This is a genomic window from Marinobacter zhanjiangensis (assembly GCF_014651935.1).
Taxonomy (GTDB): Bacteria; Pseudomonadota; Gammaproteobacteria; order Pseudomonadales; family Oleiphilaceae; genus Marinobacter; species Marinobacter zhanjiangensis.
Genome location: NZ_BMXV01000007.1, coordinates 77631 through 101822, shown reverse-complemented (window position 1 = coordinate 101822; position 24192 = coordinate 77631). Strand labels below are relative to the sequence as shown.

17 protein-coding genes and 1 tRNA gene are annotated in these 24192 nt (G+C 60.3%); 2 read left to right on the top strand and 16 right to left on the bottom strand.

What is annotated here, in order from left to right:
- Positions 1-35: 35 nt before the first annotated feature.
- From astA to IE079_RS14860, 3 genes are all read right to left on the bottom strand, one after another.
- Positions 36-1079, bottom strand: coding sequence for an arginine N-succinyltransferase (gene astA, locus IE079_RS14870; protein WP_189577579.1), 1044 nt, complete (start codon positions 1077-1079; stop codon positions 36-38).
- Positions 1080-1260: 181 nt separating this feature from the next.
- Positions 1261-2478, bottom strand: a complete 1218-nt coding sequence (locus IE079_RS14865; protein WP_189577578.1) for an aspartate aminotransferase family protein — start codon at positions 2476-2478, stop codon at positions 1261-1263.
- Between the two features lie 86 nt (positions 2479-2564).
- A complete protein-coding gene (locus IE079_RS14860; protein ID WP_227712531.1) occupies positions 2565-4013 on the bottom strand; it encodes an exonuclease domain-containing protein in 1449 nt (482 codons plus the stop codon).
- A gap of 245 nt (positions 4014-4258) precedes the next feature.
- On the opposite strand from IE079_RS14860, the gene IE079_RS14855 reads away from it, so the two are divergent.
- Positions 4259-5392, top strand: coding sequence for a DcaP family trimeric outer membrane transporter (locus tag IE079_RS14855; RefSeq protein WP_189577576.1), 1134 nt, complete (start codon positions 4259-4261; stop codon positions 5390-5392).
- 314 nt (positions 5393-5706) lie between these two features.
- On the opposite strand, the gene aceF is transcribed toward IE079_RS14855, so the two are convergent.
- Positions 5707-7455, bottom strand: coding sequence for a dihydrolipoyllysine-residue acetyltransferase (aceF, locus tag IE079_RS14850; protein ID WP_189577575.1), 1749 nt, complete (start codon positions 7453-7455; stop codon positions 5707-5709).
- 10 nt (positions 7456-7465) lie between these two features.
- Positions 7466-10135, bottom strand: a complete 2670-nt coding sequence (gene aceE, locus IE079_RS14845; protein ID WP_189577574.1) for a pyruvate dehydrogenase (acetyl-transferring), homodimeric type — start codon at positions 10133-10135, stop codon at positions 7466-7468.
- A gap of 388 nt (positions 10136-10523) precedes the next feature.
- On the opposite strand from aceE, the gene IE079_RS14840 reads away from it, so the two are divergent.
- Entirely contained in the window at positions 10524-11888 is a 1365-nt protein-coding gene (locus IE079_RS14840; RefSeq protein ID WP_189577573.1) for a KamA family radical SAM protein, read from the top strand.
- Positions 11889-12035: 147 nt separating this feature from the next.
- On the opposite strand, the gene pnp is transcribed toward IE079_RS14840, so the two are convergent.
- The 11 genes from pnp to glmM form a co-directional block, all read right to left on the bottom strand.
- A complete protein-coding gene (gene pnp / locus IE079_RS14835) occupies positions 12036-14153 on the bottom strand; it encodes a polyribonucleotide nucleotidyltransferase (protein ID WP_189577572.1) in 2118 nt (705 codons plus the stop codon).
- Positions 14154-14459: 306 nt separating this feature from the next.
- A complete protein-coding gene (rpsO, locus tag IE079_RS14830) occupies positions 14460-14729 on the bottom strand; it encodes a 30S ribosomal protein S15 (protein ID WP_189577571.1) in 270 nt (89 codons plus the stop codon).
- Between the two features lie 86 nt (positions 14730-14815).
- Entirely contained in the window at positions 14816-15742 is a 927-nt protein-coding gene (gene truB / locus IE079_RS14825) for a tRNA pseudouridine(55) synthase TruB (RefSeq protein WP_189577570.1), read from the bottom strand.
- 3 nt (positions 15743-15745) lie between these two features.
- The gene (gene rbfA, locus IE079_RS14820) at positions 15746-16156 is read right to left on the bottom strand and encodes a 30S ribosome-binding factor RbfA (protein WP_189577569.1); all 411 of its coding nucleotides are present in this window, start codon (positions 16154-16156) and stop codon (positions 15746-15748) included.
- On the bottom strand, positions 16157-18751 hold the full coding sequence (gene infB / locus IE079_RS14815) for a translation initiation factor IF-2 (protein WP_189577568.1): 2595 nt from the start codon (positions 18749-18751) through the stop codon (positions 16157-16159).
- 17 nt (positions 18752-18768) lie between these two features.
- Entirely contained in the window at positions 18769-20262 is a 1494-nt protein-coding gene (gene nusA, locus IE079_RS14810; protein ID WP_189577567.1) for a transcription termination factor NusA, read from the bottom strand.
- A gap of 46 nt (positions 20263-20308) precedes the next feature.
- The gene (gene rimP / locus IE079_RS14805) at positions 20309-20770 is read right to left on the bottom strand and encodes a ribosome maturation factor RimP (RefSeq protein WP_189577566.1); all 462 of its coding nucleotides are present in this window, start codon (positions 20768-20770) and stop codon (positions 20309-20311) included.
- A 390-nt stretch (positions 20771-21160) separates the two neighbouring features.
- Positions 21161-21245: transfer RNA gene (locus IE079_RS14800), tRNA-Leu, on the bottom strand.
- 6 nt (positions 21246-21251) lie between these two features.
- Complete coding sequence (gene secG / locus IE079_RS14795; RefSeq protein ID WP_189577565.1) at positions 21252-21650, bottom strand: preprotein translocase subunit SecG; 399 nt, start codon at positions 21648-21650, stop codon at positions 21252-21254.
- Positions 21651-21715: 65 nt separating this feature from the next.
- A complete protein-coding gene (gene tpiA / locus IE079_RS14790) occupies positions 21716-22471 on the bottom strand; it encodes a triose-phosphate isomerase (protein ID WP_189577564.1) in 756 nt (251 codons plus the stop codon).
- A 254-nt stretch (positions 22472-22725) separates the two neighbouring features.
- Positions 22726-24087 (bottom strand): phosphoglucosamine mutase, encoded by a 1362-nt coding sequence (gene glmM / locus IE079_RS14785; protein ID WP_189577563.1) that lies wholly within the window; start codon positions 24085-24087, stop codon positions 22726-22728.
- Positions 24088-24192: the final 105 nt, after the last annotated feature.

The following is a 24192-nucleotide window of genomic DNA, read 5'->3' as shown; positions in this document are numbered from 1 at the left end:
ACAAGGAAACATTACCCTCTATTACAGGATATTGTTCAAAAGAGTGCTTCTTTCAAGGGGGCAATGCTCACCTGGTCGCCTTCCTCGACTGCCAGCGCTTCCATGATGGGCCCTGGCATCTGCACTTCCTCATCCCGCACGGCGCCTCTTGGCAGGGTGCCAACCCGGAAGTTACCGAATGAGCGGTTGCTGACCATGACCCGATCGGCCGCCGGCAGGTTGTCCAGCAGCGGCCGGTCTACCCGCTTTACCGTGCGCCGTATTCTCTGGCGGATAGCGCGGATGTTGTGGAGGAAGGTTTCCACCACGGGGCCTCCATCGAAGATATCCACCAGGCCGTTAAAGTTGAAGCCTTCTTCCTGCAGCATGTTGAGGGCGGGCTCGGTATTTTTGTGGACCTTGCCGATCACGTCGGTGGCGCTGTCTGGCAGCAGGGACAGATAGATGGGAAAGCGGGGCATGAGTTCGGCGATGAAGGATTTGTTGCCCCGGGCGGAGAGGCGGTCGGCTTCGACAAACTCCATGTCGAAGAAGCGCCGGCCGAGGGCTTCCCACAATGGGCTGCGGCCGTGCTCGTCGGATACGCCGCGCATTTCGGCGAATATTTTGTCGGAGAAGTGTTCGCGGTATTCGTCGAGGAAGAGGAAGCGTGCGCGGGAGAGCAGCAGGCCGTTGCCGCCGCCCCGGTGGCTGTCGGCCAGCAGCAGTGAGCCGATTTCGGTGGCGTCGGTCATGTCGTTGGTGAGGTAGAGGGTCGGCGTGCGTACGTGGACGTCGAGTTCGCGGCTGTCGTTGACGGTGATGCTGAGGCGGTAGTTGTAGAAGACTTCATCGAGGCCGACGCGGGCCTGGATGCCGCTGATGCCGACGCAGCGTTGTTGTTCGGTGTCTTCCAGGGCGAACAGGTAGAGGCCAGCGCCGGGGGCACAGCGGCCTTCGAAGGTGGCTCGGGCTTTTTCGATCTTGCCTTGGAGGAGTTGGCGGTCCGGGGGGAGTGTGGTCAGGCCGTTGCCGGCTGAGGCGGCCATGTGGTAAAGGTCATCGAGATCGGTTTCTTGCAGTGGCCGGATGATTAGCATTCGGGGCCCTCTTGACCAGGACTGGAGGTTCAGGAGCAGGGTGCGCGATCTGGTGCGGTTTTCCGGGACACGCCGTGAATACGTCCCTGTAGGCTCTTCGAAAACGTCCATGTTTTCGAAGGTCCCGGAAAACCGCACCAGACCGCCCACCTGGACATTGTGCTATTCGCCGTGGAGACGCCTATTTTGTCAGTGTAGCCACTGCTTTTTCGAACCGCTCCAGGCCCTCCTCGATATCTTGGTCAGGAATGATTAACGACGGGGCCAGGCGGATCACGTTGGCGCCAGCGATCAGTATCATCAGGCCTTCTGCCTGGGCGGCGTTCAGGAAGTCCTTGCCCCTGCCCTGCCACTTTTCAGTCAGCACACAGCCCAGCAGCAGGCCTTCACCGCGCACCTCGGTGAAGACGTCATATTTCTCACCGATGGCCATCATGCCCTTGCGTAGCTTGTCGGAACGGGCCTTGATACCCTTGAGGATTTCCGGCTGGCTGATGGTGTCGATGACTTTCTGGGCCACGGCGCAGGCCAGCGGGTTGCCGCCGTAGGTGCTGCCGTGGGTGCCGACGCCAAAGCTTTCAGCGACTTTTTCGGTGGTCAGCATGGCGGCCACCGGGAAGCCGCCGCCCAGGCCCTTGGCGCTGGTGAGGATGTCCGGGGTGACGCCGTAGTGCTGGTAGGCGTAGAGGTGGCCGGTGCGGCCGGCGCCGCACTGGACTTCATCGAAGATCAGCAGGGCGTTGTGCTCATCGCACAGGTCGCGCAGGCCCTGGAGGAATTCCGCTTCGGCGGGCATGACGCCGCCTTCACCCTGGATGGGTTCGACCACCACGGCGCAGGTCTTTTCCTTCGAGATCAGGGCCTTTACCGAGTCCAGGTCGTTAAAGGTGGCGTGGTGGATGCCACCCGGGGCGGGTTCGAAGCCTTCCAGGTACTTGGCCTGGCCACCGACGGCAACCGTGAACAGGGTGCGGCCGTGGAAGGAGTTGGTGAACGAGATGATCTCGTGCTTTTCCGCGCCCTGGTGTTGCCAGCCGTAGCGGCGGGCGAGTTTGAAGGCGGCTTCGTTGGCTTCAGCGCCGGAGTTGGCAAAGAAGACCCGTTCGGCGAAGGTGAGTTCGCAGAGGGTGCGGGCCAGGCGCAGGGCCGGTTCGTTGGTGAGCACGTTGGAGACGTGCCAGAGCTTTTCCGCCTGCTCGTGCAGTGCACCGATGAGGCCGGGGTGGGCGTGGCCGAGGCTGTTGACGGCAATGCCGCCGGCGAAGTCGACGTATTCCCGGTCGTCCTGGTCCCAGACTCGTGAGCCCTCACCTCGCACGGGGATCATGGCGCCGGGGGCGTAGTTGGGGACCATGACGTCGTTGAAGAGTTCGCGGGTGACAGGTTCTCTGTTATTCATAGTGTCCTCTCTGACCTTCCGGGAGCCGGACCTGAACCGGCTTGTAGTGGCTTTATCATACGCCAGAGAGGGAGGGTCTGGAAAACTCAGGAGAGTTCACTCTCCCGGCTCAGTATTTCCGGTTTGCCGACCGGGGGCAGCTCCAGAATCCTGAGCCCTCCGATTCCCTTTCCGGACAGGGCCTTGACCACCAGTTTGTAGGAATCCATGTCGAAGGTTACGGCGGTGCCGCGGAGGCTGAGGTCGTTCAGTTCTTCCTCGGAATGGACGGTTGCCACGTGCATCCAGTTGTAGATGATCAGGATATCGGTACGACTGGTGTCAGGGTTGTGTTCGACCACGCCCACCGGTCCTGACCAGGGCCAGGTTTTCAGGTGCAGGCTGTGGAAGGCGATCTGCACCCGCAGGTTATAGCGGGTGACGTCTTCGATACCTTCGCAGGCGCCCTTGCAGCGGCCCAGCGTGCGCTGGAAACAGGGGCCGCTCTGGTCCGCCGGCTCCAGGTCCAGCAGCTTGTTGCACAGTTCGTTCTTGGCCGCGATGCCGGTCAGGGCCCGCTGGGCATCCCGCTTGCTGCGGAACAGGCCATAGTAGTCGCCGAGGCGGTGGGGCTCGATCTCTCGCACCAGCCTGGCCTGCAGGTAGCCTTGCTCGTTCGGGGTCAGTTCAATGCTCCAGAGGGTTTTGGCGGGCCGGGAGCGGCGGTTATACAGGGGGTGCAGGGTCTTGATCTGCTTCAGTTCCAGCAACAGTGCGCCCAGTTCACCGGCGGTTTCGGTCCATTCCAGGCGGCGCATGCTTTCGGACAGCCGGATGCCCTTGCCCGAGTTGTGGTCGCCAGAGAAGTGAGAGGCCACCCGCTGGGCGATGTTGGTGCTCTTGCCCACGTACAGCAGCACGTCGTTCTCGCCATAGAAGCGGTAGACACCGGGCACCGCCGGCACTTCGTCGAGCACGTCCGGTGGCATGTGGGAAGGCACACTGGGGCGTTGCAGCAGGGTTCGGATGGCCTCTTCCATGCTGTCCGCGCCGTGCTCCCGCAGGGCATGGGTGAAGAAATCCATCATCGCGGTAACGTCACCCATGGCCCGGTGTCGCTGAACATCGCCCAGGCCATGGCGCTGGATCAGGGCATCCATGTTGTGGCGTTTGTACTGGGGATAAAGGCGCCGGGACAGCTTGACCGTACACAGCACCTTCGCGGCAAAGGGCCGGACCAGGCGGCGGAATTCGGCCTTCACGAAGCCATAGTCGAACCGGGCATTATGCGCGACAAACACAGTGCCCCTGAGGCGCGCTTCCAGCTCATCCGCTACCTCCGCAAACTCCGGTGCATCGGCCACCATCGCGTTGGTGATGCCAGTGAGGCGCTCGATAAAGGGCGGGATGCGCTTGCGGGGATTGATCAGGGTCTGCCACTCATCCACTACCTCGCCATCACGCCAGAAGCGGATGCCAATTTCGGTAATGCGGTCATGCCCCGCCGATCCCCCCGTGGTTTCCAGGTCCAGGAAGGCAAAGGTGGTGGAGTTCATAAAGCCCGTTTCAGAGTATTGAATTGCCATATCAGGATTATACGAAAGTCGTAACCATCCGGGTTAATGTATCTTTTAAGTGCATATATATTCGGATCGTTTTAAGAATTTAATTAAAAAACATTACATAATCGACTATCAACATTGCAGTTTCGTTACTTATTTGCCACGTTACTGAGGTGTTCAACCCGAAAGCAGGGAAACCACTGCAAGCTCAAATACAACGCAACAGAGAGAGGACAATCATGAAGAAGCTCAAACTGTCCAGGGCTATTGGCCTGACCTCAGCCGCACTTGCCATGGGTTTTGCCGTAAGCCCCGCGTCCGCCGTCGAATTTGACGCAGGCGATGTCAACGTAGACCTTTATGGCCATGCTCGGCTGAACGCTGTGTATGACATCGATCAGGATATCGGCCTTAACACCCAGTCAGGCCATTTCCCCTATCTGTTTACCAACGACAATGGCCGAGATGGCCACTTCGATGCGGACGCACAACAGTCCCGTCTCGGTGTCACGGCTACCCATGAAAATGGCATGAGTGTCACTGTGGAAGGCGATTTCCGCGGGGGTGACCTTCGCCTGCTGCGTGCCTATGGTGAATATGGCAACTGGATGGCCGGGCGCAACTGGTCCAACTACACCAGCTTTGTCGGCTGGACCCCTACCCTGGACTTTGACGGCCTGGCTGGTCTCGCCGGTGTTCAGGACCGTGCTGCCCAAGTTCGCTATACCACTGGTCCCTGGTCATTCTCTCTGGAGGATCCGCGCTTCCAGAACGTTGGCGGCGACGAGAAGCAGAGCGCGCCAGTGGTCACTGCCCGGTATGAGAACGCTCTGACATCCAGCGTGATGTTCAGTGCCGGTGCCCTGCTACAGTATCTGTCCTATGATGAAGGCGATGCCGGTGACGATGACAACGCCGTAGGCATGGCCGGCTATGTTGCCACTGACGTTTCGGTAACAGACGCCGTTACCTTGCATGGTGTTCTCAGCGCCACCGATGGCGCCAATGGCTACCTGTATCGCTCAGGTGACAGCGGCTTTGGCGGCCAGGACGCCTACCGGGATGGCAGCAGCCTGGAGACCATCCAGGGCTATGGCGGCACTGTGGGTGTATCAGCGGATGCCGGGGCTGGTACAATGAACGTTGGCTATGGTCTGGTCAAAATGGACTGGGACGACTACGAGAGCGACGTTGGTGCTGTAGCCGCAGACGGACGAGTTGAAACCAACAGCAACGCCTTCGTGAACTATCAGTGGTATCCGATTGAAAACGTCATGCTGGGAGTAGAGTACGGCTACTTCAAATCCGAACTGTATGACGGCGACAGCGAAAACGCCCAACGGGTGATGTTCGCATCCCAATACAGCTTCTGATATCTCTCCCACCTGAAATCAGCGCCCCCGCCCGGGGGCGTTTTTTTGCTATCCGTTAAACCGCTACGGCCTGGTTAACCTCAAAGCCTTTGACCGGCTTAGTGAGTTTATCCTGACAGCCTGGCGTAGTCTTGCCCGTCCCGACCCGGTCAAGCAATTCTGACCGGGCGCCCGCGGGCGCCCCCCCCCCCTCACCCTGCCCTCTCCCGCGCCGGGGAGAGGGAATATTCGGCGCCGGGTGGATGGCGGAGGTTTCGGTAAGAACCCCTCTCTCCTCAAGAGAGGGGATGTTCGACGCGGATGTCGGAGATGCTCTATAGCAACAACCGCCGGATATCCCCCAGCAACTGCGCCAGCAGGTTGGTAAATCGGGCCGCATCGGCGCCGTTTACCGCCCGGTGGTCGTAGGACAGTGACAGCGGCAGCAGCAGCCGGGGCTGGAAGGCTTCGCCGTCCCAGACCGGCTTCATGTCGGCCCTGGAAAGCCCCAGTATCGCTACTTCCGGCGTGTTCACAATGGGCGTGAACGCCGTGCCGCCAATGCCTCCCAGGCTGGTGATGGAGAAGCAGGCCCCCTGCATTTCCGCCGGCTTGAGCTTCTTGTCCCGGGCCTTGCCGGCCAGTTCCTGGGCTTCTTCCGCCAGTTGCCACAGGCCCTTCTGGTCCACGTCGCGGATCACCGGCACCATCAGGCCATGGGGAGTGTCCACAGCGATGCCAATGTGGATGTACTTCTTGCGCACCACTTCCTTGCGCTCCATGTCCAGGGACACGTTGAACTGGGGCAGTTCCGCCAGCGCCACCGCACAGGCCTTGAGGATGAAGGGCAAGGGCGTTAGCTTGACGCCCTTCTTCTCGCCGGCCTGCTTCTGGCTCTTGCGGAAGGCTTCCATCTCGGTGATGTCCGCATCGTCGAACTGGGTGACGTGGGGCACATTGAGCCAGCTCTTGTGCATGCTGGTGGCGGTGGCGGTCATCATGCGGGACATGGGCTGCCGCTCCACCTCGCCGAACTGGCTGAAGTCCGGAAGCTTGACGCCCGGTATGCCGGCACCTTCCACCGAGCCACCTTCCTGGGCCTTCTTCAGATTCTGGCGAATATAGCCTTCCACGTCCTCCTTGAGGATACGGCTCTTGGGACCGGAGGGTTTGACCCTGGTCAGGTCGGCACCCAGCTCCCGGGCCAACTTGCGCACCGCCGGACCCGCGTGGACCTTGGACCCAGGGGATGGCATCTGGTAGGTGCTGTCGCCTTCGGTCTCTTCGGAGGTTGATGATTCGGCCTGCTTTTTGTCTTTTCCGGACTTGCCCTCCGGCTCTTCCTTCGGGGCTTTGTCGACCTTTTCACTACCCGATTCGCCCCCGGTCTCGTCATCCGCGTCGCCGCCGTCATCCTCCTGCACGGTCATTTCCAGCAGGTCGTCGCCCTCGGAGAGTTTGTCGCCCTCCTTGACCAGGATCTTGTCGATCCTGCCGGCGTAGGGCGACGGCAGCTCCATGGTCGCCTTGTCGGATTCCACGGTGACCAGCGGGTCCTCTACACCGACCTCGTCCCCTTCACTGACGTTGATGTCGATGACCGGTACGTCCTCGAAACCATCCAGGGCCGGAACCTTTACCGTTTCCTTGCGACTGCCACCGTCCTTCTTGCCGGACGACTTCTGTTTGCCGGAGTCGCTTTCTTTTTCCTTCTGTTTGTCGTCCTGGTCTTCATCGGAGTCCGTGTCTTCATCCTTCGACTCGTCGGAGGCCTTCTCGCTTTCAGCCTTGCCCTTTTCCTTGTCGTCGCTGTCACTGTCGTCGTCATCGTCACCATCACCGGCACTGTCGGTGTCGATGGTGCCCACCACGTCGCCCTCGCTGAGCGTGTCGCCCACCTTGACGGAGAGCTTTGTGATCTTGCCGGCAAAGGGGGACGGCAACTCCACGGAGGCCTTGTCGGACTCCACGGTCAGGATGGGATCTTCCTCCTCGACCGTGTCGCCCTTGCTGACCAGTAGTTCGATAACCTCGACTTCGTCCGCGCCGCCGAGATCGGGAACCTTGATGTCCTGCTCACTCATTGCGGCCTCCTCAGCTCAGCACCGGGTTGGGTTTGTTGCGGTCGATGCCGTACTTGCGCATGGCTTCCAGCGCCTGGTCGCTCTTGAGCTCACCATCCTTCGCCAGGGCCGACAGGGCATTGACGACCACGTAGTAGCGGTCGACCTCGAAGTGGTGCCGCAACCGTTCGCGGGTGTCACTGCGGCCGAAGCCGTCGGTTCCCAGGGTCATGTAGGTCTTGGGGATGTAGGCCCGCAGCTGTTCGGAGTGCAGCTTGATGTAGTCGGTGGAAGACACCACCGGCCCCTGCTGCTTCTCCAGGCACTGGGTGACATAGGCCTTCTTCTGGGTGTCATCCGGGTGCAGGTGGTTCCAGCGCTCCACGTGCATGCCGTCGCGGGCCAGCTCGTTGTAGCTGGTGACGCTCCACACGTCGCTGGCGACGCCCCAGTCGTCCCGGAGCAGCTCGGCGGCGGCGCGCACCTCGTTGAGAATGGCGCCGGAGCCCAGCAGCTGGACCCGGGGGGTCTTCTTGCGGCCCTTGGTTTCCACCGATTCGAACTTGTACATGCCCTTGATGATCTGATCCGGCAGCCCCTTGGTCTTGGGCATGGCCGGCTGATGGTAGTTTTCATTTTCGATGGTGAGGTAGTAGAAGACGTTGCGGTTGTCCTCGAACATCTCCTTGATGCCGTGCTGGACCACCACGGCCATCTCGTAGCCGAATGCGGGGTCGTAGCTGCGACAGTTGGGTACCACATTGAACAACACGTGGCTGTGGCCGTCCTGGTGCTGCAGACCCTCACCGTTGAGGGTGGTGCGCCCGGCCGTGCCGCCAATCAGGAAGCCCCGGGCCTGCATGTCGCCGGAGGCCCAGACCAGGTCGCCAACCCGCTGGTAACCGAACATGGAGTAGAACACGTAGAACGGGATCAGCGGGAAGTTGTTGTGGCTGTAGGACGTCGCCGCCGCCATCCAGGCTGCCATGGAGCCGTCCTCGTTGATGCCTTCCTGGAGGATCTGGCCTTTCTTGTCCTCCCGGTAGTACATGATCTGGTCCCGGTCCTGGGGCACGTACTTCTGGCCTTCGGCGGTGTAGATGCCCAACTGGCGGAACATGCCCTCCATGCCGAAGGTACGGGCCTCGTCAGGCACGATGGGCACCACCCGCTTGCCCACGCGCTTGTCCTTGACCAGGGCGTTCAGCAGGCGCACGAAAGTCATGGTGGAGGACACTTCCCGGTCGCCGGAGCCCTCCAGTACCGTCTTGAAGATATCCAGCTCGGGGACCTTCAGCGGCTGGGCGTCCTTGCGACGCTTGGGATAGAAACCACCCAGCTCCTGCCGGCGCTTGTTCATGTAGACGATTTCCGGGCTGTCCGGGGCCGGCCGGTAATAGGGGATGTCGTCCAGTTCGTCATCCTTGAGCGGGATACCGAAACGGTCGCGGAAGGCCTTGAGAGCGTCCTTGTCCAGCTTCTTGAGGGAGTGGGCCGTATTCTGGGCCTCGCCCGCCGCGCCGAAGCCATAGCCCTTGATGGTGTGGGCCAGGATCACCGTGGGCCGGCCGTTGGCCTCGGTGGCGGCCTTCTGATAGGCCGCATAGACCTTGTAGGGGTCGTGGCCGCCCCGGTTGAGCTTTTTGATATCTTCGTCGGAGAGCCCCTCGGCAAGCTTGGCCAGTTCCGGATACTTGCCAAAGAATTCCTTGCGGGTGTAGGCGGGCCCCTGACTGGTGTAATTCTGCAGGTCGCCGTCGCAGATCTCGTCCATGGCCTTCTGCATGACGCCATCCTCATCCTTGTCGAACAACGGGTCCCACATCCGGCCCCAGACCACCTTGATCACGTTCCAGTCGGCCCCGCGGAAGATACCCTCCAGTTCCTGGATGATCTTGCCGTTACCCCGCACCGGACCGTCCAGGCGCTGCAGGTTGCAGTTAACCACGAAGATAAGGTTATCCAGGTTCTCGCGGCCGGCCTTGGAGATGGATCCCAGGGTCTCGGGCTCGTCGCACTCACCGTCGCCCACAAAGCACCAGACCTTGCGGTTGCCCATATCGATCATTTCGCGGCTGTGCAGATACTTCATCACGTGAGCCTGGTAAATGGCCTGGATCGGCCCCAGACCCATGGACACCGTGGGAAACTGCCAGTAGTCCGGCATCAGCCAGGGGTGCGGATAGGATGACAAGCCCTCACCACCGACCTCTTCCCGGTATTTGTCCAGATGTTCTTCCTCGAAGCGTCCTTCCAGGTACGACCGGGCGTAGATCCCCGGTGAGGCGTGGCCCTGGAAATAGACCAGATCTCCCTCGCGCTTCTCGTCACCACCGTGGAAGAAATAGTTGAAACCCACGTCATACAGGGTGGCCGCCGACGAGAAGGTGGAGATATGACCGCCCAGGTCCCCCGGGCGTTGGTTGGCCCGTACCACCATGGCCATGGCGTTCCAGCGGATCAGCGAGCGGATGCGCCGTTCCATGAACAGGTCGCCGGGCATGCGTGCCTCGTCCCTCACCGGGATGGAATTGCGGAACGGCGTGGTGATGGCGTAGGGGAGTTCGGTGCCTTCACGGCTGGCGCGCTCTGACAGGCGCTCCAGGATGAAACGGGCACGCTCCACCCCCTCGTACTCGATCAGTGATTCCAGCGCGTCCAGCCATTCGCTGGTTTCAGTGGGGTCTTCGTCCTGATACATCGAACCCTCCCATTTCTATGATGGCGCGGCCTGGGTGCCGCAAAACTGGTGGCGGCGCGGGAAAATGACGCCCGCCCGGGATAACTGTCACCACAAAGCATAGATCAGGCGAGGAGTCTTCGCGGCGTCTCCGGCCGAAGGTTTGTGGTGAAACAACCGGGTTTTATCGAGCCCGGAAATTTTCGGAGCACAGTCAACACTATAGAAGGCATGTTGCCAACTTGCGACTGCCTCCACAACTCGACCAAAGACGAACACCGGATAAGCCTCGGCCATTTTTTCCTTAGACCTGAAAATGTTCTCTCTTTCCGGTATACTCGCCTGCCTGATTTTTGAACAGTGGTGGCCGATGGGCCTCCTGCCATTTCCCACAGACAGAGGGCGATTCATGAATTCCGTCGTCACCTTTCCGAACCGGATTCCGACTGTCGAGTTTGAAGAACGTCGTTTCCAGGTCTATACCGACCGCCAACTCGACAAGATCGAGGTTATCCAGAATCTTCCCGAAGAGACTCTGTTCGAAATGAAAGTGGTAGCCAGTGTGCTGCCCTTCCGCGTCAACGAGTACGTGATCAACGAACTGATCGACTGGGACAAGGTACCCAACGACCCCCTGTACCAGCTGGTTTTCCCCCAGAAGGGCATGCTGAAGGAAGAACATTTCGAGCGCATGGCCAAATTGCACCGGGAAGGCGCAGACAAGAAGCTGATTCAGTCAGTGGCCAAGGAAATCCGCGATGAGCTGAACCCGCACCCGGCGGGCCAGATGGAGATGAACCTGCCCACCCTGAACGGTGAGCCACTGGAAGGGCTACAGCACAAGTACCGGGAAACCGTGCTGTTCTTTCCGGCCCAGGGGCAGACCTGTCACTCCTACTGCACCTTCTGCTTCCGCTGGGCACAGTTTGTCGGTGACAAGGACCTGAAAATGGCCAGCACCGACGCCGACAAACTGCACGGCTACCTGGCACAGCATACCGAGATCAGCGACCTGCTGATGACCGGCGGCGACCCCATGGTGATGAAGACCAAACACCTGGTCCAGTACCTGGAGCCACTGCTGCAGCCGGAGTTCGACCATATCCAGACCATCCGCATCGGCACCAAGGCACTGACCTTCTGGCCGTACCGGTTCGTCACCGACAAGGACGCCGACGAGCTGATCGAGCTGTTCGCCAAACTGGTCGATGCCGGCAAGCACGTGGCCCTGATGGCTCACTACAACCACTGGCAGGAAATCACCACCGAGATCTCGGAAGAGGCCATCCGCCGCATCCGCGCCACCGGCGCCGAGATCCGTGCCCAGGGCCCGCTGATCAAGCACGTCAACGACGATGCCGACGCCTGGGCAAAACTGTGGAAGAAGCAGGTCCAGCTGGGCATCATCCCCTACTACATGTTCGTGGAACGGGACACCGGCGCCAAGAACTATTTCGAGGTGCCCCTGGCAAAAGCCTACGAGGTATACCGGGAAGCCATGAAGCAGGTCTCCGGCCTTGGTCGCACCGCTCGAGGGCCCTCCATGAGTGCCGGCCCCGGCAAGGTGGAGATCCAGGGCATCGCCGAAATCAAGGGCGAGAAGGTATTCGTGCTGCGCTTCCTGCAGGGCCGCAACCCGGACTGGGTACAGCGCCCGTTCTTCGCGAAATACAGCGACACCGCCACCTGGCTACACGAGCTGGAGCCGGCGTTCGGTGAGGAGAAGTTCTTCTTCGAGGACGAGTACGAAAAGATGCGTAAGGGTAATGGCTGATCAGCCACGCCCTCGCATTCAGCAGAAAGGCAGCCCGCGGGCTGCCTTTTTTTGTGGACGCCTGCCTGACCGCCAGGGTTTGCAGCCCCCGGAACGGAAAAAGCCGCCCCGGTCTCCCGGGGCGGCTTTTTCCGACATCGGTTGTGCTTAGCTGAAGTCGGTGGGCTGCTCGCCCTCTTTCACTTCCTTCATGGACAGCTTGACGCGGCCACGGTTGTCCACATCCAGCACCTTGACGGTGACTTCCTGACCTTCGCTGAGCACGTCGGTGACGTTCTCGACGCGCTGGTCGGAGATCTGGGAGATGTGAACCAGACCATCCTTGCCAGGCAGGATGTTAACGAAGGCACCAAACTCCATGATGCGCTCGACCTTGCCCTTGTAGATGGCGCCCACTTCGATCTCGGCCGTGATCTCCTTGACCCGGTTGACCGCCGCCTGGGCGGCAATCTGGGTGTCGGCGTAGATCTTGACGTTGCCGTCGTCGTCCAGGTCGATGGAGGCACCGGTCTCGTCGCAGATGGAGCGGATGGTGGCGCCACCCTTGCCGATCACGTCGCGGATCTTGTCCGGATGGATCTTGATGGTGGTAATGCTCGGTGCACGGTCAGACAGCTCGGCGCGGGGCTTGGCGATGACCTTGGCCATCTCACCCAGGATGTGCATGCGCGCTTCGTTGGCCTGCCCCAGAGCGATTTCCATGATCTCGTCGGTGATGCCGTTGATCTTGATGTCCATCTGCAAGGCGGTGATGCCCTCGGAGGTACCGGCAACCTTGAAGTCCATGTCGCCCAAGTGATCCTCGTCACCGAGGATATCGGTCAGCACGGCAAACTGCTCGCCTTCCTTGACCAAGCCCATGGCAATACCGGCGACCGGTGCCTTGATGGGCACACCCGCATCCATCAGTGCCAGCGAAGAGCCACAGACAGAGGCCATGGAGCTGGAACCGTTGGATTCGGTGATCTCGGAGACCGCACGGATGGTGTACGGGAACTCCTCGATGGTCGGCATAACGGCGGCAACACCACGCTTGGCAAGGCGGCCGTGGCCTACTTCACGACGACCCGGCGTACCCACACGACCGGCTTCGCCGACCGAGTACGGAGGGAAGTTGTAGTGGAACAGGAACGGGTCCTTGCGCTCACCTTCCAGGGCATCGATGATCTGCATGTCACGGGCCGTACCCAGCGTGGTGGTCACGATGGCCTGGGTTTCGCCACGGGTGAACAGCGCGGAACCGTGGGTGCTGGGCAGCACGCCAACCTCGATGCTGATCGGGCGAACGGTCTTGTTGTCACGTCCGTCGATCCGCGGCTTGCCTTCGATAACCTGCTGGCGAACCACGTTCTTCTCGACCTTGCCGAAGTACTTCTTGATATCGTCTTCTGCAGGCTGGCCTTCGTCTTCACCGGCCAGCTTCTCAACCGCCTCGGTCTTGATTTCCTTCAGCTTTGCGTAGCGGTCCATCTTGTCACGGATCGCATAGGCGTCAGCGATAGCACCGCCGAAGCCGTCCTTGATGGCATTCAGCAGCTCGGTGTTTTCCGGCTCTGGCTGCCACTCCCAACGCGGCTTGCCAACCTGGGCGGCGAACTCCTTGATGGCGGTAACCGCTGTCTGCATTTCCTGATGGGCAAACAGTACACCGCCCAGCATCTGGTCTTCGTTGAGGCCATTGGCTTCGGACTCGACCATCAGCACGGCGTCTTCAGTGCCGGCAACAACCATGTCCAGCTGGGAGCTTTCCAGCTCTTCAAAGGTCGGGTTCAGGAAGTAGCCGCGCTCGTTGGTGAAACCAACCCGGGAAGCGCCGATGGGACCGTCAAACGGAATACCGGAGATGGACAGGGCAGCGGAGGCAGCCAGCATGGCCGCGATGTCCGGATCCTGCGTCTTGCTGGACGACATGACCGTCAGGATGACCTGTGTTTCGTTCATGTAGCCATTGGGGAAGAGCGGACGGATCGGACGGTCGATCAGGCGAGAGGTCAGGGTTTCCTTCTCGGAAGGACGACCTTCACGCTTGAAGAAACCACCCGGAATCTTGCCCACGGCGTAGGTCTTCTCGAAGTAGTTGACGGTCAACGGGAAGAACGGCTGGCCCGGCTTGGCTTCTTTGGCGCCAACCACGGTGCCCAGCACGGAAATATCGTCAATGGTAACCAGCACCGAGCCGGTGGCTTGGCGGGCAATGCGGCCCGTTTCGATGGTGACGGTCTTGCCGCCGAGTTCAAAGGTTTTCTTGGTAGCTTCTGGAATCACAATAACTCCTGATGTCTGTTGGTATCTGCTCGTACCAGACCAGGATTACGCATCTCCGGCACCCTGCTACCTGAAAGCGAACAGGCTGTTGCAAAACCCCGGAACCATGGGCCCGGGCCTTTCAACAACCTGCTATCGGCGCTTTCGGTCATGACAGCAGACGCACTTCGGTGGTGACGTAACAACCGGTTCTGGTACCGGTTCGGGTGGAAAAGCATACCCCGATGACAGGCCCGGGTCGAAACCCGTTCCAGCCACCGGAGCACAGGCCAGCACCAGGAAGGCGCCGGCCGGCAGGTCGTCCGCTTAGCGACGCAGACCCAGGCGCTTGATCAGCTCCAGGTAACGGTCAGCGTTCTTGCGCTTCAGGTAGTCCAGCAGTTTACGACGCTGATTAACCATGCGAATCAGGCCACGGCGGGAATGGTGATCCTGCTTGTTGGCCTTGAAATGGCCCTGCAGCTTGTCGATGTTGGCGCTCAACAGGGCTACCTGTACTTCAGGGGAGCCTGTGTCGCCATCGCCTTGCTGGTAGTCCTGGACGATCTGTGCTTTTTCCTCGGCTGAAAGAGCCATAGTTCACCTCATTGTTTGCGATGCCTGAAATCATCCGGCCGAACCGCGCATCTCTGCAGCCCGGCTAGGCAGTGATAGCCCAATGGCTACCAGCTGCTTGAGACCAGACGGCGCGGCACGACCTTGATCGCATCATCGCCATCCGGCTGCCCTTCCCCGAGCCCGACAAAACGGTGGTCACCGTAAAGCCTGACTGGCCCGGTCAGGGATTGACCCGATATTCTAACGGGTTGTCCGTTCAATATCGACCGTAAATTTGGCCCCTCCAGGGCCAGCTCCGGGAACATGGTCAGCGCCTTGTCCGGGGCCAGCAAAAGGCCATCCAGCGACTGTTCCTGCTCACGCCTCTGCTCCAGATCCGCCACGTCATGGGCATCCTCCAGGGTAAAGCCGGAAGCCAGCGTGCGGCGCAATGCCGAAACATGGGCGCCGCAGCCCAGGACTTCGCCGATATCCTCTACCAGGTTACGGACGTAAGTGCCCTTGGTGCACTTCACGGCCAGGTCCAGCTCGCCGTCACGGATCGCCAGCAGGGTCAGTTCGTAGATGGTCACCGGGCGGGCCGGGCGCTCCACCTCAATGCCTTCCCGGGCGTATTCGTACAGCGGCCGCCCCTTGTGCTTCAGGGCCGAGTACATGGAGGGAACCTGCTCGATCCGGCCCCGGAAATCCGCCAGTACGGCTTCTACAGCCTGCTCGGTCAGTCCGGCCGGAACCGGCCGCTCCTCCACCACGGCACCTTCACTGTCCGCGGTTTCCGTACGAACACCCAGGTGAGCCGTGGTGACATAAGCCTTGTCACTGTCGAGCATTAACTGGGAAAACTTGGTGGCTTCGCCGAAACACAGGGGCAACACCCCGGTGGCCAGGGGGTCAAGCGCCCCGGTATGGCCCGCCTTGGCGGCCCCATAGAGACGTTTGACCTGCTGAAGGATACCGTTGGAGGTGACACCGGCCGGCTTGTCAATAACCAGAATGCCGTTGACGTTGCGGCCTTTACGTCTGCGAGCCAAACGTCAGGACTCCTGGTCGCTGTCGTCGTCCTGACGCACCACGGGCTTCTTGCCCACGGCCTGGTCGATCAGGCTGTCGATATGGCGACTCTGCCCCTGGAGGCTGTCGAAATGGAAGCGGAGCTGGGGGACAACCCGCAATTTCATGGCGCGACCGAGCTGCCCCCGGAGGAATCCGGAGGCATTGCGCAACACTTTCAGGGAGTCCTGCACTTCGCCGGACTCCTCTGTCAGTTCCTCGGTGCTCAGCTTGGACACGTAGATATCGGCATAACCGAGGTCCTTGCTGACGCGCACCGCATTGATGGTGACCATGCCCACGCGGGGATCCTTGACCTCCCGCAGGATAAGCTGCGACAGCTCACGCTGGATCTGGTCACCAATGCGGTCGAGACGACTGAACTCTTTGGGCATTTATGAACCTGTGGATTCCAGTTTACGTTCAACACGAACCCGATCGAATACCTCGATCTGGTCACCCACCTTCACGTCGTAGCCCTTGACGCCAATACCACATTCCATGCCGTTGCGTACTTCCGGCACGTCATCCTTGTAGCGACGCAGGGATTCCAGCTCGCCTTCAAAGATCACCACGTTGTCACGCAACACACGGATCGGCTTGTTCCGGTAGACAGTACCTTCCACCACCATGCAGCCGGCCACCTGGCCGAACTTCGGTGAGCGGAACACTTCCCGCACATCGGCGATACCGATAATGTCTTCACGGTATTCCGGCGCCAGCATGCCAGTCAGGGCCGCTTTCACGTCGTCGATCAGGTTATAGATGATGCTGTAGTAGCGCAGGTCGACACCTTCCTGCTCCACCAGACGCTTGGCAGAATTATCCGCACGAACGTTGAAGCCGAACACCACGGCGTTGGAGGCCACCGCCAGGCTGACATCGGTTTCCGCGATGCCACCCACGCCAGAGGACACAATCTTGACCTGGACTTCGTCGTTGCCCAGATCCATCAGCGCCTTGCTGATGGCTTCCAGGGAGCCACGAACGTCGGTCTTGAGCACCACATTGAGGGTCTTGACCTCGTCCTTGCCCATGTTCTCGAACAGGTTCTCCAGCTTGGCCGCCTGCTGACGGTGCAGCCGCTGCTCACGCTCACGGCTCTGGCGGAACTCGGCCAGCTCTTTCGCCTTGCGCTCATCAGCAACGGCAAAGAACTCGTCACCGGCATCCGGGGTACCGTTCAGGCCCAGGATCTCTACGGGAATGGACGGACCCGCTTCCTTGACCTGCTTGCCGGCTTCGTCGGTCATGGCGCGGACCTTACCGTACCAGGCACCCGCAACCACCATCTCGCCCTGACGCAGGGTACCGTTCTGAACCAGCACCGTAGCCACGGAGCCACGGCCCCGTTCCAGGGAGGATTCCACGACAACGCCCTTGGCCGGTGCCTCTTCGACAGCTTCCAGCTCGAGGATCTCGGCCTGCAGCAGTACCGCTTCCAGGAGATTCTCGATACCGTCACCGGTGTGGGCGGATACGGGCACGAACTGCACGTCGCCACCCCAGTCTTCCGGGACAACATCCATACCCGCCAGCTCGCTCTTGACGCGATCCGGGTCGGCCCCTTCCTTGTCCATCTTGTTGATCGCGATGACCAGGGGCACGCCGGCGGAGCGGGCGTGGTCCACGGCTTCCTTGGTCTGCGGCATCACGCCGTCATCGGCAGCCACAACCAGGATAACGATGTCGGTACACTGGGCACCACGGGCACGCATGGCGGTGAACGCGGCGTGACCCGGAGTATCCAGAAACGACACCATACCGTGGTCGGTTTCCACGTGGTAGGCGCCGATATGCTGGGTAATACCACCGGATTCACCGGACGCCACCTTGGTACGGCGGATGTAGTCCAGCAGCGACGTCTTGCCATGGTCAACGTGACCCATAACGCTCACCACCGGCGCGCGGCGGGTCTTCTCGCCTTCGCTTTCGGCGGCAATCTCGCTGATCACCTCTTCCTCGAAGGCATCCTCACTCACCGTCTTCGGCTTGTGGCCCAGTTCCTGGGTCACCAGTACGGCGGTTTCCTGATCCAGGGCCTGGTTGATGGTGGCCATCACACCCATACCCATCAGGGTCTTGATCACATCGGCTGCCTTGACCGCCATGCGCTGAGCGAGATCACCAACGGTAATCGTTTCGGGAATATCGACTTCTCTGACCATTGGTTTGGTTGGCTTCTCGAAGCCATGCCTTTTGTCTTTGGGTTTCTTTTTTGCCCGCAGAGGCTTGCGCAGCGTGCTGTCTTCCTCGTCTTCCGAGATCACGATGGGCTCGTCCGCCGGGCGACTGCGAGGTCCGCGATGACCAGCGGACTTCTTCTTGGGCTTGCCTTCTTCCGCCTCGTCGGGGCGCTCGCGGGCCTTCTCTTTCTTCTTCTTGGCCTTGCGCTCCTTGTCCTTCGCGGTTTCAGGATCCGGCGGCGGCATCGGCATGTCTTCTTCCACTGCCGTATTCACCGGCTTCACTGCCTTGTTGGTTTCCTCTTTGGCCTCTTCCTCACCCACGGCGACCGGTCCGGTTTCCGGAGTGGCCTCCGCGGCCGGTGCTGCCTGGGTCTCGGGCTTCTGCTCCGGGGCAGGCGCCTGCTCGGCCGTGGGCTGAGATTCAGCAGCGGGCTGCGGCGCCGCTTCCGGCTTTTCCTCGGCCGGCGGAGCTGAAGGCTGCTCCGGCTCGGGTTGCAACTCGGCGCGCTTCATATAAGTACGACGCTTGCGGACCTCAACATTGACGGTCTTGCCACCACGGGCTCCACCACCAGTCTTCAGGGTGGTGGTCGTCTTGCGCTTGAGGGTGATTTTCTTCGGTTCAGCCTCGGCCTCACCGTGGTTCTTGCGCAGATAGGCCAGCAACTGCTGCTTCTCATCGCTGGTCACGGAGTCATTTTCGGAACGGGCCTTGAGGCCGGCTTCCACGATCTGACGCAGCAAACGATCCACGGGAGCGCCTACATCATCGGCCAGTTGTTTAACGGTTACTTCTGCCATACTGGTCCTCCTCCCGATTAAGCCTGGTCTTCAAACCAGGGGGCACGCGCCGTCATAATCAACTGACCAGCACGCTCTTCGTCCATATCTTCGATTTCGAGCAGATCATCAACAGACTGCTCGGCGAGGTCCTCCATGGTACGCACACCCATAGCCGCCAGCTTGAAAGCCAGGGTACGGTCCATGCCATCCATTTCCAGGAGATCCTCCTGTGGTTCATTGCCCTCCAGAGCTTCCTCACTGGCGAGGGCCTTGTTGAGCAGAACATCCTTGGCGCGACGACGAAGCTCGGTAACGGTGTCCTCGTCGAAGCCCTCGATGGTCAGCATTTCTTCCATGGGGACATAGGCCACTTCCTCAATGGAGGTAAAGCCTTCCTCGATCAGGACAGCGGCGAATTCCTCATCCACATCCAGATTTTCCATGAAGTGGTTCACCAGACGATTGTATTCCTGCTCCTGGCGCTCACCGGCTTCTTCCTCGGTCATTACGTTGAGGGTCCAGCCGGTCAGCTCACTGGCCAACCGCACGTTCTGACCATTGCGGCCGATGGCCTGGGCCAGATTGTCCTCGGCCACGGCCACTTCCATGGTGTGATTGTCCTCGTCCATAACAATGGAGGCCACTTCTGCCGGTGCCATGGCATTGATCACCAGCTGGGCCGGATTGTCATCGTACAGCACGATGTCGACACGCTCGCCCGCCAGTTCGTTGGACACCGCCTGCACCCGCGAACCGCGCATGCCGACGCAGGCGCCTACCGGGTCGATCCGGCGATCGTTGGTCTTGACGGCGATCTTGGCGCGGGAGCCGGGGTCACGGGCAGCGCCGCGGATCTCGATAAGATCTTCGGCAATTTCCGGCACCTCGATGCGGAACAACTCGATCAGCATCTGCGGGTCGGTGCGGCTGAGCATCAGCTGCGGACCGCGATGGTCGGTGCGGATATCCTGCAGCAGCGAACGCACGCGATCGCCCATGCGGAAGGTTTCCCGGGGAATCAGCTGATCCCTTGGCAACAGGGCCTCGGCGTTACCGCCCAGATCAATAATGACGTTGTCCCGTGTCACCTTCTTGACGGTACCGGAAATCAGCTCGCCAACCCGGTCACGGTAGCTGTCCACGATGCGCATGCGCTCGGCTTCGCGCACCTTCTGGAAAATAATCTGCTTGGCAGCCTGGGCGCCAATGCGGCCAAAGCTCTCGGACTCGACCTTTTCCTCGTAGATATCACCGGGCTTGAGGTTGGCATCAATCTCTTCCGCTTCCTGCAGGGTCAGCTCTGTGCCCAGTGCGGGAACCGCGTCGTTGTCCACCACCAGCCACCGGCGGAAGGTTTCGTATTCCCCGGTGCGACGGTCAATGGACACGCGGATATCGGCTTCTTCATCCTCGAAACGCTTCTTGGCCGCGGTTGCCAGTGCCAGTTCGATGGCCTCGAAAATAACGTCTTTCTCGACGCCCTTCTCGTTGGAAACGGCCTCAACCACCATCAGGATTTCTTTACTCATTGAAATGCCCTGCCCTTAAAATTCTCAGACTTGCAGTCATCCGGCCTTACTCGAAAACCGGCACAATATTGGCTTTGTCAATACTCTCGAACGGCAGCAGATATTCGTGGTCATCCACCACAACCACCACGTCTCCGCCCTCGGTGCCCTTCAGAACACCCTGAAACTTGCGACGCCCGTCGAATGCCATGCGCAGCCGGATACTGACCTGATGCCCGGCCCAGTCCTCGAACTGCTCCAGCCGGAACAGAGGGCGGTCCATTCCCGGTGACGATACTTCCAGGGTGTATTCGTTCTGGATCGGGTCTTCCACGTCCAGAACACCGCTGACCTGCCGACTGACTTTTTCACAGTCTTCAACACTGATGCCATCGTTCTGATCATCAATGAACAGCCGCAGTACCGAATTGCGCCCCTGGGAGCGAAATTCAATGCCCCAGAGTTCGTAACCCAGCCCCTCCACCACCGGACGGAGGATTTCATCAAGTTTATTCAGCTTTGCAGACAAGTCTGTTGAGACTCCCTATGTCATCCGCCTTCTGGTTACAGGCGATATCAGTTTTCAGGCCACAAAAACAAAAAAAGGGCTGTCTGGCAGCCCTTTTCATGCACCAGGGCCCGACACGCCAGGCCCCTTAATCAAAAAGCCCCGCCTGCTCAGACAGTCCGTGCAACCTGCACCGGAACTACCTGCCTGTGGGGCTTTTTGTTGCAAGTAATTGCGGAAACCCCAAGGGTATTCCGCCGACAGACACCTGGCCTGTCATCACGACCCGACGAAAAACCATGCGCCAGGCCGCTCCAATAATCGCCGGAGTATAAGGACCCGAACGACCGTGGTCAAGGACTGACCAAAAAAAACGGCTTGGGGCACACGACTCCAAGCCGTTTCTGTATATGGTGCCGAAGGCCGGACTCGAACCGGCACGGCTTACGCCACTACCCCCTCAAGATAGCGTGTCTACCAGTTCCACCACTTCGGCAATAACTCATTCGAGCTCGGGAATGGCGTTACCACCATCACCGTTCTCTTCGTCGCTGAGATCGGGGCTCTCACCCTCGCTGGCAGCCTGATCCGCGGACGGCGACTCGTCGACCTGCTGTACCGTGGGCACACCAGTCTGACCCGCCACTTCAGCACGCTGCTTGGCGAAAATCGCCAGCGAAAAACTTGTCACAAAGAACACCAGCGCCAGAAAGCTGGTCAGACGGGTCAGGAAGCTACCACTACCCTGACTGCCAAAGACCGTCTGGGAGGCACCGCTGCCACCACCACCAAATGCGGCACCGGCATCCGCGCCCTTGCCCTGCTGGATCAGGATCAAACCTACCAGTCCCACGGCAATCACGACGTGCACGACGACAACCAGTGTTTCCATCCAGTCCATATCTGCTCTCTGCAACCTTGAACAGTCATCATGTGACTGCAGAATTCATGTGATTATGCCCGGTCTTATGCCACCGCTGCCTGGCAAATCGCGATAAAATCGTCTGCTTTGAGGGATGCCCCACCAATCAGGCCACCATCAATATCCGGCTGGGCGAAAAGCGCGCCCGCATTATCCGGCTTTACACTGCCGCCGTAAAGCAGCGACATCTCATTTGCCGGCAGCCCCATGTCGGAAAGCCTGTCTCGCAGGGTCCGGTGCATGGCCTGTGCGTCTTCAGCGGTGGCCGTCCTGCCTGTACCAATGGCCCAGACGGGCTCGTAGGCAACCACAACGCGATCAGCAGCCGCTGAATCCAGCCCTGACAGGGCTATCTCGACCTGGCGGCAAACAACCGCCTCGGCGTCACCTGCCTCACGCTCTTCCAGGGTTTCCCCCACACAGAGCATCACTGCCAGACCGCTTTCCAGAACCCGCAACACCTTTTCGGCAGCGATGTCGTCGGTCTCGCCAAAGAGCTGGCGCCGCTCGGAATGCCCCACCAGGGCATAGTGGCAACCAATGTCTGCGGCCATGGCGGCAGACAGCTCGCCGGTGTAAGCACCGCTCTGCCAGCGGGCAACATTCTGCACACCGAGCATGACCGGGGAGCCCGCAAGCTCACCCTTTGCCTCACTCGCAAACAGCGAGGGAGGCATAATAACAACCTCGACAGCATTATCAAGCGATGCCACCGAATCCCTGACGGCCGGCACCAGTTGACGAACCAGCTCACTCGAGCCGTTCATCTTCCAGTTAGCGGCAACAATCTGCTTTCGCATGACAATCCACCATCCAAAAAGTCGGGGCCGCCCAGAAACGAGCGCGAACTATACAGCAGGGGAAAGGGCCGCACAAGTCTCTGATGGCCGGGATTAAAGTCTACTCGGGAGGGACAGTCTCCACCCTCACCCCAACCCCTCTCCCCTCAAGGGAGAGGGGCTACATCCCCGAAGCCGGCGGCGTATATTCCCTCTCCCTCGAGGGGAGAGGGCCAGGGTGAGGGTGGAGCAGGCAACTCATCAGCCAGATCCATTCAGGCCCTCGAACCGCGCACCACTTCCGCCAGCTCCTCAGCAACCCGCTCAATAACGGTAGCATCTTCTCCCTCAGCCATCACCCGAATCAGCGGCTCGGTGCCAGACGCCCGCATCAGGATGCGGCCAGCAACACCCAAGTGATCTTCCGCCTGCCGCACCGCCCGGACGATGTCATCACGGGACATGGGGTCGAAACGCTCATCCACCCGCACGTTGATCATGGTCTGGGGCAGTTTGGTCATACCCTGGCGCAGCTCGCTGATGGGCTGATCGGCGCGCCAGCATGCCAGCAGCACCTGCAGCGCCGAGACGATGCCATCACCGGTGGTGGTACAGTCACGAATCACCAGGTGCCCGGAACCTTCACCACCCAGCAACCAGCCACGCTGCAGCAGGCGCTCCGTGACATAACGGTCGCCGACTTTTGCCCGCTCGAAGGGAATGCCCTGATCCTGAAAGGCCAGCTCAACCCCCAGGTTGGTCATCAGGGTACCGACCACCCCACCATGGAGGGTCCCGGCCCTCTTACGCTGGGCGGCGATGATGTAAATCAGCTCATCGCCATCAATCTCGGTGCCGTCACGGTCAACCATCAGTACCCGGTCGCCATCACCGTCAAAGGCGATACCGAGGTCGGCATTCTTGTGCAGGACTGTTTCCTTGAGGGCTTCAAGGTGGGTGGAGCCGACGCCGAGGTTGATATTCAGACCATCGGGATCGCCCCCGATCACCGATACCCGTGCGCCCAGCTCCCGGAACACCTTGGGGGCGACGTGATAGGTGGCACCATGGGCACAATCCAGAACGATGTGCATGCCATCCAGCACGAATTCGTTGGGCACAGTGCTCTTGCAGAACTCCACATAGCGACCCGGCGCATCGTCGACACGGGTCGCCTTGCCGAGATCGGCAGACTCGCATACCGAGATGGGCTTTTCCAGCCAGCGCTCGATTTCCGCTTCGAGGGCATCGTCCAGCTTGGTGCCGTCGCCGGAGAAGAACTTGATGCCATTATCGTAATGGGGATTGTGGGAGGCGCTGATCACAATGCCGGCGCAGGCACGGAAGGTACGGGTCAGATAGGCAATGGCCGGTGTCGGCATGGGCCCCAGCAGCTTCACATCCACCCCGGCCGCGGACAGGCCGGACTCCAGGGCTGATTCGAACATGTAGCCCGACAGCCGGGTGTCCTTGCCAATGATCACACTGTTCGGCTGGCCATCCCGCCGGAACGCCTGGCCCGCCGCCCATCCAAGCCGTAGCATGAAATCCGGCGTAATCGGCCCATGTCCCACACGCCCGCGAATGCCATCGGTGCCAAAGTACTTGCGCTCCACCGGCGACTTGCTGTCCGTCATCGACTATTGCTCCTGTAAAAACATGTTTGGCCACGGAAGAACACGGAAGAACACGGAAGAACACGGAAGAACACGGAAGAACACGGAAAAAGAAAAGATGAAATG